The 10,652-nt window shown below is 49.2% G+C and carries 9 protein-coding genes; all 9 read right to left on the reverse strand.

All coding sequences use genetic code 11. From position 1 onward, the window contains the following. Positions 1-88: 88 nt before the first annotated feature. Positions 89-2,206 (reverse strand): alginate lyase family protein, encoded by a 2,118-nt coding sequence (locus IPP66_23250; GenBank protein ID MBK9928195.1) that lies wholly within the window; start codon positions 2,204-2,206, stop codon positions 89-91. Positions 2,207-2,363: 157 nt separating this feature from the next. Beyond that, a complete protein-coding gene (locus tag IPP66_23255; protein MBK9928196.1) occupies positions 2,364-3,383 on the reverse strand; it encodes a glycosyltransferase family 4 protein in 1,020 nt (339 codons plus the stop codon). Between the two features lie 177 nt (positions 3,384-3,560). Continuing rightward, positions 3,561-3,713 carry a hypothetical protein gene (locus IPP66_23260; GenBank protein ID MBK9928197.1) on the reverse strand — a complete coding sequence of 51 codons (153 nt, stop codon included), beginning with the start codon at positions 3,711-3,713 and terminating at the stop codon, positions 3,561-3,563. 284 nt (positions 3,714-3,997) lie between these two features. Beyond that, on the reverse strand, positions 3,998-4,486 hold the full coding sequence (locus IPP66_23265; protein ID MBK9928198.1) for a hypothetical protein: 489 nt from the start codon (positions 4,484-4,486) through the stop codon (positions 3,998-4,000). 69 nt (positions 4,487-4,555) lie between these two features. Next, the gene (locus IPP66_23270; protein MBK9928199.1) at positions 4,556-5,269 is read right to left on the reverse strand and encodes a hypothetical protein; all 714 of its coding nucleotides are present in this window, start codon (positions 5,267-5,269) and stop codon (positions 4,556-4,558) included. A 46-nt stretch (positions 5,270-5,315) separates the two neighbouring features. Next, complete coding sequence (locus IPP66_23275; GenBank protein ID MBK9928200.1) at positions 5,316-6,176, reverse strand: NAD(P)H-binding protein; 861 nt, start codon at positions 6,174-6,176, stop codon at positions 5,316-5,318. Positions 6,177-6,286: 110 nt separating this feature from the next. Next, entirely contained in the window at positions 6,287-7,504 is a 1,218-nt protein-coding gene (locus IPP66_23280; protein MBK9928201.1) for a glycosyltransferase family 4 protein, read from the reverse strand. A gap of 542 nt (positions 7,505-8,046) precedes the next feature. Continuing rightward, a complete protein-coding gene (locus IPP66_23285; GenBank protein MBK9928202.1) occupies positions 8,047-9,765 on the reverse strand; it encodes a recombinase family protein in 1,719 nt (572 codons plus the stop codon). 15 nt (positions 9,766-9,780) lie between these two features. Further along, positions 9,781-10,371: a hypothetical protein gene (locus IPP66_23290; protein ID MBK9928203.1), complete on the reverse strand. Its 591-nt coding sequence runs from the start codon at positions 10,369-10,371 to the stop codon at positions 9,781-9,783. Positions 10,372-10,652: the final 281 nt, after the last annotated feature.

The following is a 10,652-nucleotide window of genomic DNA, read 5'->3' on the forward strand; positions in this document are numbered from 1 at the left end:
ACTCAGGGGAGGTTGATTCGAATCAATAGTTTTGTTCACCACTGGAATTTGATTCTTCCGAACGTAGGGGCAGGTCTGAGACCTGCCCCTACAATTCAATTGTTTCTGAATTTATCTTCAAACTATTCCCCGCGATTTCAACGACATCATCTTCAAATCCAAAGAACGTCCAGAACGTGACTTGGGGTTGATCTGCTTCGAGCATCACGGAGATAGCTGGTTCTTTGTGACCATAGTAGCGTGATCGCCATCCGCGTGTGGAATTGGGATCAGCGCGGACAATGGAGAAATTACCATCGCCGTTAAGCAATCCAAGTTGAATGTTGATTTTGGAGTCAGGGAGCTTGCTCCCGAAGGGTTGGAGCCACAAGCCATTTTCGGAAGCGAGCTTCCGCAATCCATATTCGCCATCGGCGAGTAACCAATGAAGTTTGTAATTATGCAATTTATTAGCAGACAAATTATCCACCACCAACCAGCGATCCCCTTCAAGGGACATGACCGTTCGCTTGTGCGACACAGGTTTATAACCATCATGTTCGCCCAACCAAGTATTAAAATCGTGTTTGAGAACTTTGCCCTTTAACCAGTTCGTCCATGTGAAGCGACTGAGCATGGTCATTTGATCTTTGTTGTCCACAGTGACGGTGTTATGCACGGAGGTGTGTGCCAGTCCGTTGCGCCAGTGACCTTGTCCGCTGTAGAGGTAGGTACCTGCGTCGATGGCGATGTTATAGCCATGCATCCATAAGTCCACGTGGAGTTGGTCGGCGTGGGAGGGACGGGAGGTGAAGTCTGTGCAGCGGATGAAGACGTGGGAGTTGGCGTTGCGGAGGAGGTAGACTCCTCCATTGGGAAATGATTCACCGCGAAGCTCGCTAAGAGCGCTAAGATTTAATTTTTCCTTCGCGGGCTTTGCGCTCTTAGCGGTTAATGATTTCTCCCTCACCCGTCCTTCGGACACCCTCTCCCGCTGGGAGAGGGGACTCGTGCCGCATAACCAAAACACATCTTCATCCCATGGACCTGGTTCGAAGAGGAATTCGCCTTTGGTGATGTACCAGCCTAATTGCAACAGCGGACGGTAATCGGTAAAGTAAACAATGCTGTTAATGGGCAAAACAAGAGCGCCATCGTTGGAGCCGTATACGGGCATTTCGCCAGTTTTGGGGTTGATGAGGCAAGCAAGATATTCGATGGATTTGGTGACAGAGTTGATGAGTTGAGTTGGAAATGGTGAGTTATTAATTTCGCCTAAACGAATCGCATATAAATAAATATGAAGAATAAAACGATGGTAGTTGAGGGAGTACATGGAGTAACTGCCATCGGGAAAGATTTGATTGGCGGCTTCCTGTTCTAAAAGTTTTTTTCCGATGGCAAGATATTTTTCTCCGTGTTTGAGTTCGGGGAAGAGCAGACCGACCATCCATAAGCCAAAGGCTTCGCTGATGGTGTGGTTGCTTCTAGTGGAGATGGCGTAGCCGATGTTTTTGTAGATGCGTTCGGCTTGGGCGGCGACGTAGAGAGTGAAGTTGTCTTTTCGCTCAGATGTTGTGGATGGAGAGTTGAGGAAGGCGTGGTATCCAAACGTCCATGCCATGAGGCGGAGTGCAACTTCTTGTCCATCCATCCAGTTGGGACCTGTGTTGGGATGGTTGTGTTTTGCCCAGTCTTCGATGAGAGTCCAGAAGGCTTCGGGGTATTCTTCATTTTGAGAGGCGGCGTAAGCGCGGACAAACTCATAGACAAAACCAAAACGGTTAAGTTCCCAGATAAATTTAATGTCTCCATTGGCATCATCTGAAATCTGAGACCAATGCTTATTCGCGCTTACCTTCAAAGGTGGAGATGCAATATTTTCAGAGAAATAATCTGTGTGCCAATCAGGAGGAAATGACGAGTGTACAAGTCGGTGTGAAAAGTATAAAGGCATACCTTTCCCGATAAAATAAGCCGCTAAGTTTACTGCAGGGTCTGGTTTCCATGATACGTTTGGAGGATATTCATTAGGCAGAGGTAATGTGGGGCGGGGAGACCCCGCCCCTACATTGACAAGATTTTTATAATCACTCCACCTACCCATCGGCATTTGCAAACGGATGATGCCTGTGCGGAGGCGGAGGGCGTAGGCGAGGCGAAAGAGTGTCCAACGCGGACCAAGTTCTCGGTAGAGGGAGGCGAATGCTCGGAGTTTAGATAACATTATTTAATCAGTTTAAACACAAAGGGCACGAAGGGGCACTAAGGAGGAAATCCAAATTAAGGTTTGTCATTTCGACGAGTGAAACGAGGAGAAATCTTTGCCCACGCAGAAGAAAGATTTCTCAGTCGCTGTCGCTCCTTCGAAATGACAAGGTAAATTATTTCTTCTCATTTAACGTATTTGCGTGGCGATTCAGCATATAGTAAATGAGGGGAAGTCCAAAAAGGATGGCGGCGGAGGCAAGGGCACTACCATCACCCCACTCGTAGGCAAGGATGAGGGAAAGGAACGTCAACACGATATAGAGTGCGCTGATCTTGGCGTGTGAATAGCCGCCGATGACGAGACGTTGGTATAGGTGCGTGCGATGCGCGGCGAAGACGTTCTCGCGTTTGAGGGCGCGGCGGATGAACGTGACGCCCGCGTCCATGATGATCGTCCACATGAGGAGCGTGCCGAGCATGAGCGCGTCGCCTTCCTTGTTCGCCGCCATCAACGGCATGACCGCGAACGAGTAACCGAGGAAGGTGCTGGCAACGTCGCCCATGAAAATTTTGGCGGGGTGCCAGTTGTGTCCGAGAAAGCCGAGCGAGCCCGCGGCGATGGCGAGCGCGATCCAAAACACGAACGAGTTCGCCAGATACGGGATGTTCGACGTGAGCAGAACCCAGCCCAGCCCCGCCGCAAACGCCACGCCGCCCGCGATGCCGTCAATGCCGTCCATGAAGTTGTAGGCGTTCGTGAGTCCGATGATCCATAAGAATGTGATGACGATGCCCACCACACCCAACTGCAACTTGCCGAACAAGGGAATGGTGACCGAACTGAAATATCCCAAGCCCCAAATGGACACGGCGGCGACCAGCGCCTGCACTGCAAAACGGACGCGCGGCGAGAGCGAATGGGTATCGTCGCGCCAGCCGAGGAATGCGATGACAACCCCGCAGACGATGTAAACGAGATCGCGACTCAGATCCTCGGCTCTGACGAACGATAAGCCTGTTCCTGTTACGAGGAGAACGATCGCCAGCCCTCCGCCGCGCGGCGTGGGCATGGAGTGTGAACTCCGTTCGTTGGGATGGTCGAGCAGTTGACGCCTTTCGGCATAGCGGCGGATGATCCATACGCCGAGGTAGGAGAGGATGGTCAATATGAGGAATGTGAGGATGGAAGACATTGGGAATGATTCTACCGCAACAGAAAAATTGCGGCACTTCGTAAACCAGAACTCGGAGATTTTAAAAATCTCCGAGTTCTTTGATGTTGATACTGTTTCGATAGGCTTTTGTCTCGTCCCGTTGCCCGCTCCGACGTGAACGTCGGAGCTAATTATACGAAGCCCGCTCAAGCGGACTCATGTCCCCATCAGGGGGAGCCGACTAAAGTCGGCTTGGTTTGAATAGTATGGGGATTTATCCCCGTGCGGTATTTCGGCGTAGCGTCGGATGATCCACACGCCGAGGTAGGAGAGGATGGTGAGGACGATGAAGAGGAGGATGGGGGTCATTGGCTACGTGATTATATGTGAGAAATGCGGTTCTCGCTTAAGGAAGGATTGATACTGTTTCGAAAAGCTTTATCTCACCCCGTTACCCGCCCTGACGTAAACGTCGGGGCTAATCATACAAAGTCCGCTCAAAGCGGACTAGCCGACTTCAGTCGGCTTCGTTTGCATAGCACGGGGATTTATTCCCGTGCGGTCTTTCGGCGTAGTGGCGGATGATCCATACGCCGAGATAGGAGAGGATGGTGATGGGGGTCAGTGAGGATGATTATATGTAAGAATAAAAACTATTCTTGGATGACTTGTCTACGTTTGGTTTCATCCCAGCTTGAACCAAGTAAATCTGTGGAAGCATTTTCAAGGAATATCTTGATTGGCGCCTGTAAATTAGAAAAAATCCTTATAAATTCCCAAGGTTTTTGTTCGGGCGTTATATCTAATCGATTATAAGTTAAATGTGCAATCTCTTTATCCGCACGTTTTTTTGCATTTATAAGGATTTCTGTTATTACAGGTCGGATGTTTTTCCATTCATTGTCGTTTTCAAAAAAATCTTCGGCAATAATGTCATCAGGTCTAGGATTATCAGAATAGAAGAAACCAATCAAAGCTCTCACGTGAATCGCAAAAGACTCGAGTAATGAGTTGTTGATTGCTCCATTTCCAGCTATGCCTGACGCCATACCTTTTGCAAGAGTTTGAAACATCCATATTTCATAAAACAAATGATTGGATGCATCACGTAATTGACCCTGTGAACGAATAATTCTCGTCATGTTTCACCTACTTTCCTTTACTTCCATTCCAACCCCTTCTCAAACGAAAGCGGATAAACCCCTAACCCCTTATTTAGCAATCTCTCTCACCTGCAAGTCAGAGAAGGCAATGCCCAAATTCGTCTCCCCGTTGGGCTCCACAATCACGAACAACTTGCCCATCTTGTAGCGATTGTCCTTGAGGGAGGTTGCCAACACTCCGTTCAGGTAGACGCGAATCTTTTCCCCGTCAAAGATAACGCGCAGGCGGTTGGTGGCGTTGAGTCCCTTGCGCAAGGAGGCGTGGTACGTCCAATCGACGAGTGTGTTCCATGTAAAGCTGTTGTTGGCTGTGTCCAATGTAAAGTAACCGATGTTATACGACCCCACAGGGGAAATGTACACGCCGTACCCACCTTCATTGGTGAAGCGCGGGTAAAATCCCGACGTGATCAACTTCTCGTCACCATCTGTGAATTTGATCGTGACGCTAGCATCAAAGTCATCGAGAAAGCCCGAGCTCTTCAAGACATAATATGAATTGAGACGAGGTTTGTACAAGCCTCGTAATTCAGAGGGATTCCCTTTGTGGAATGTGATGTCCCCATCCTTGATCAATTCCCAGCCTGGGAGAGCGTCACTGCCAAAGTCCGCACCGAGCAGGAGGTCACCCATATTGGGTTCGGGCGTCAACGTCTTCGACATGCGAAATGTCGTGCCGCAGAAATCGCAGACGGTGAATTCCATTTTGACGGCTTGTTCAGAAAGGGCGGCTCCGCAGTTGGGGCAGTTAAGGGCTTTCATGTCAGTTGTCAGGTCTCCGCTGGGAATTATAAACTTGAATTCGATGTTATAAAGCTTTGCATTCCATGTTTATCCCCTCTTCAAACGAAAGCGGGGTAAATCCAAAATCCCTACTTGCTTCGGCATAACTGAAATCCTTGTTTTCGTTCAGGCGTAAGACCTGCTCCGCTTTGATGGGAAACGGGATACGAATTTTTTCAAAGAACTTTAGTAAACCCACAACAGGCTTCGACGGAACATGAAGTTTCCATACGCGCTTGTTCATCGCCTTAGCAATCGTGTCAATGACTTCGTTATAGGTCAGCGCGTGTTTCCCTGCGATGTTGTAACTCTTGCCGATGGTCATGTCCGCTTTTAGGCAACCGAGGATTGCCGCCGCGACATCGTCCACGTAAATGGGCTGTTGTAAATACTTGCCATCTCCGAAAATTGGGACGATCGGAGACAGGCGCATAAACTTGATCAACCTCCACATGTTGCGGTCACGTGGACTGCCATAAATCATCGTCGGGCGCAGGATGGTGTATTTCAATCCGCTCGTTTCGATTGCCAGTTCCGCCGCCACACGGACTTTCTTGCTCGGAGCGTTCAATTGTGTGAAGATGGCGGTCGTGCTGATGAAGACGGCACGCTTGATACCCGCCTCTTTCGCAGCACGGATGATCGAGTCCGCGTGACCGAAGCCGAGTGAGGCGATGTTAACGAGGGCGTCTGTCCCTTGCATGGCGGAGGTCAGTGATTTGGTATCGGACACATCGCCCAACACCCATTCCACATTCAATCCATCCAGCGGAGAACGGTCACTGGAGGCGCGATACAAACAGCGGACATCGAATCCGTTTTTGAGGAGGAGTGGGACGACGCGCGAGCCTGTGAAGCCTGTTGCGCCTGTAACGAATACTTTCATAAATACCTATATTCCCCGTCATTGCGAGCCCGATAGGGCGAAGCAATCTCCTCCATCTTGTGTTGGAGATTGCTTCGTCGGGCTACGCCCTCCTCGCAATGACGGGACATTTATTTAACCAACCTCTCCAACAACTCAAGTGTCTCATTCAATTTATCACGTCGATCCAAATGTTTGACCAGATACTCACGGGCATTGAGTCCCATTTGCTTGACGATATCTACATTCTTTGAAAGGTCAAGGATGGTTTCAGCAAGCTGTTTATCGTCACCAGGCTGAACATACGCCCCACCATAAGAATCCTCGATCAATTTTCGCGAAACACCGTCAATGACGAGGACGGTCGCACGTCCCGCCGCCATGTAATCGAAGACTTTGTTCGGGTATGTGGTACGGAACATGGGAATATCCTGCAGGATGGCGAGGCACACATCCGCGGAGGCGACGACTTGCGGCATCTCTTTTTTCGCTCTCACGCCCGCGAAGATAACATTCGAAAGATTCATCCGTTCCGCTTCGGATTGTAGACGAGTCCGTTCTTTGCCATCGCCAAATATCACAAAACAAATCTTATCTTCATCCTTCAATCGCTCAGCCGCACGCAGGATCGTGTCAATGTCGTTCGCCTGTCCCAGCGCACCTGCATACAACACGACGAACTTATCGTCCACGCCCAACTCTTTACGAATGGACGAACCGTCCATGCTCGGGTTGAACATGTCCACGTCTGTGCCATAGGCGATGTAGGTCACTTTGTTTTCGGGTACACCTTTGCCGATCATATACTCTTTATACGCGGGCGAGTTCACCAAGATATGAGTCGCACGCGCGTACAGGAACATCTCCAGCCAGCGCGCCAGCGCGATCACTATAGGGTTCTTCAACACGCCCATACTCACGCCGAACTCGGGCCACAGGTCACGCACTTCCAATAAAAACGGCTTGCGACGAATCAACGCCACCACCCACGCCGAAACCGCTTGAAAGATCGGCGGCGTCGTGCCCATCACCAAGTCCACATCTTTCACCTGCAACGCGGTCCACACCGAGCTGAACATAAAGCTAAAGAACGAAATGATGCGCCAAAAATAACTGCGATGCAACGCGGGGTAAATATACGAGCGCAACACGCGCACGCCGCCAAAATTCTGCTCGGCAAACACCCCTGTCCGCGCAACCGTGCGCTGACCCGTCTGATAATTCAAGTCACTGGCAACGATGACCAGCTCGTGTCCGCGTGACTGCAAAAATTTCGCCATCTCAAAATGGCGCGTATGCCCCGGCTCATCGGGTGAGACGAAGGCTTGGTTAATTAACAGGATTTTCATCGGGGGAGATTATATAATACCCACGGCCAAAAATTATGCTTTCCGCTTTTTAAAAAAGGGGCAATTTTGAACGGGTACGGTTAGCAATGGGATGTGAATCCGCCTCCAGCTTAAGAGGGAGGCGGATTCTGTTTCGAATGGCATCTTTCTCCCCTACCAACGGTCGAATTTCCCATGTCACCCATCTGGATGACTTTCCAAAGTGAAAGTGACCCTGATAGTTTCTGAGAGTCATACCCCATAGAATTAGCCTTGCAGAAAGGAACTCAACAACATGGAAATCCCAAGACACTGGAGACTGAAAAAACAACGCTACGGGCTGGTCGGCGAGGTCTGTCCGCACTGCGATTACAAGATCTTCCCGCCGCGCGATGTGTGCCCGAACTGCGGCGATGAGGCCAAGGAACAATATGCATTCAGCGGCAAAGGTGAGGTGTATTCCTACACCACCGTCTACGAAGCACCCGCTGGCTACGATGCCAACGCACCCTACACGGTAGCTCTCGTCAAACTCGAAGAGGGCCCCATGATCACCGCCCAACTCACCGATGTAGAAACTTCCGCCGTCTCGATCGGCATGCCCGTCGAAATGGTGACGCGCAAGATGCGCAACGATGGCGATGAACGCGGATTGATCGTTTACGGGTATAAGTTTCGCCCCGCCTGGAATATGCCGCAGGACTAAGGTTCTCTAAACCAGCATCTTGATCGAGGATCTTAAGTAAATCTAAACGAATAACAACATCTAGTTCTCGGTTTCTGTTGATTTTTACTTCCTCAACCAAGGTATCTATAACCTTCTTTCTGAGCAAGAAAACTCTATGTCGCTCCTCTTCATTTTGAGGAGCGGCTTCTTTTAACTCCACGACGCCAGACTGTAAATCCGCCAAGTACTCCTCAAATTTTTCTTCCCAGTTATTGAGCGCGTTGATATTTATCGTCTGACCCAATGCAGACAGATCGCGCTTATAACTGATCTCCTGCAAAGTCAAAGTTGCCAATTGTTGTTCCATATCGTTGTTTGTAAATTTTCCTTCTCTTGCTTGTGTAATCACCCATTGTCGGTTGTGATTGATCCTCTGAAGCTGTTTTTCGATTCTGTCCCTTTCTTCATGAAGATTAGAGGCATTTGCACGAAGTTGATCAACCAAATCTATCGCTTGTGAAAGCAGGTATTCAGGCTTGTCGAGAGCGCAGCAAATCTTTTCCCAGGCTTCTTCATCAGCCTTTTTAGCACCAATATGTCTTGGACAATCGGGTGAAACAAGATCTTTGTGATTCTGGCGACAAAAGTACACGCCCATTAATGTTTTTCGCTCGACCAGCACTCCTTTTCGATTCTTTCTGGTCTTTTGAGTTCTTGCACCCCACTTATTGCCACATTCACATTTAAGTATTCCTCCAAGCAGGTAATCGTGGTGTAGACGACGAGCAGGATAAGTTTTTTTCCGTGCCCTCATTTCTCTAAAGCTATCATAGGTTGCAATATCAATAATTGGATCCACTGGTATTTCAAAAAGTTCTCCCTTTCTGGATTGAATTTTCAATCCATAAGCATATTCCTTGGCTGACTTAAGAATTGCCTGAATACTGGATCGAGCCCAGTGGATTCTTCTTGGAACACTGCTTCCCTTTTGGGGTGCGCCACCAGCAATCAACCTGTCTCGAATTTCCATGAGACGACAACCATCAAGATACCACTCAAATATCTTCCGAACCCAATATGCCTCCTCCTCAACCAGAACTATCTGATCGTCAATACGCTGATAACCATATCGATCCTGTCCTGTATTTGCCTTTCCTGATTTCAAGCGGGCTTTCACGCCCATTGTCATGCGCTCCTTCATGCCATCCAATTCCATTTGAGCCACCCACGCACGCAACGGAGCAATTTTGGGATCGAACGTCTCCCGCGCAAGCATGACAGTCACCTTATGGTCCTGAATCGTTTCCAACACAAGCAACATGGCACGCATCCCACGATAAAGTCTATCTTCACGCCAGGCGAGAATTATGTCGAACTCATCGCGGGCAGCTGCATTCAACATGTCAACCAACCCAGGACGATCAGACCGTGTACCAGAGGGTTCCACTAATTTCGTGCGAACACGATACTTCTCAATATCACGATAGACATTGACAATCACCAACCCCTTATCGGCTGCCAGTTGCCGGCAATCCGCCTCCTGTTCAGCCGGGCTCGATTTTTCGCCTTGATGTTCAGAAGATGTACGAACATAGATTACTGCACGATTACTCATTGTTTCCTCCTCAGTCTATTGGCTATTCCAAATCGTGCTAATCGATATGTATCTTGATCGACCGGCAAACATTGACGGCTTGCGATGCGAATCTGATTTTGCAGGACTGCCACTGGCAGGCCAAGAGCCGGACGAACCGGAACCACCACTATTCTTATGGCTTTCTTCAAGCAATTCCATCATGTCCAGATGGATGGTCACAGTCAACTGTCGGTTAATGTCAATCGTCACCTTCTCCACTAGCAACTGAACGATATGTTTTTTCAGGTCAAACGATTTAAGCCACTCCTCTTCGCTCACGGACAGATCACTCAATGTCTGGATGCCATCCTGCAAGTCAGCAAGAAATCCCATCACTTTGGCTTCCCAATCCACCAACAACCGTTCATCAATTCTTTTCTGCATCGCAGATAATTCACTCTTAAGATTGACCTCCTGTTGGGAGTATTCGTTGAGTGTGCGTTCCATCTCTTCTTCCGAAATGTTGCCCATGAGAGTCTGAGTGATGATCCACTGCCTATTCAAAAAGAGGTTTTCCAATTCCTTTTGAATGCGCTCACGATTCACATCCTGGTGACCCGCTTCGTTGATGAGTTGAGCAACCACATCCCGGGCTCCACCCAGTAGAGTTTCAGGGTGGTTTATGGCATTGCAAACCTGCCTCCAAACCTCGCGATCTGCATCGATGCGCGGGATGGTACGGGGACATTCCGGGGAGCGGATTTCCTCATGATTGCATGGGCAAAAATAGACCCCAGTGATAGTCCGCCTTTTCAGCCAATTTCCATTGGACATTCGGGAATGGCTGGTCATGCCACGAGGCTGCCATCGATAGTCACAGGCGCAATAAAGCAAGCCTTGAATTAAGGCATACTGTTTGATGCTTT

The sequence above is a fragment of the Candidatus Defluviilinea proxima genome, from assembly GCA_016721115.1.
Lineage (GTDB): Bacteria > Chloroflexota > Anaerolineae > Anaerolineales > Villigracilaceae > Defluviilinea > Defluviilinea proxima.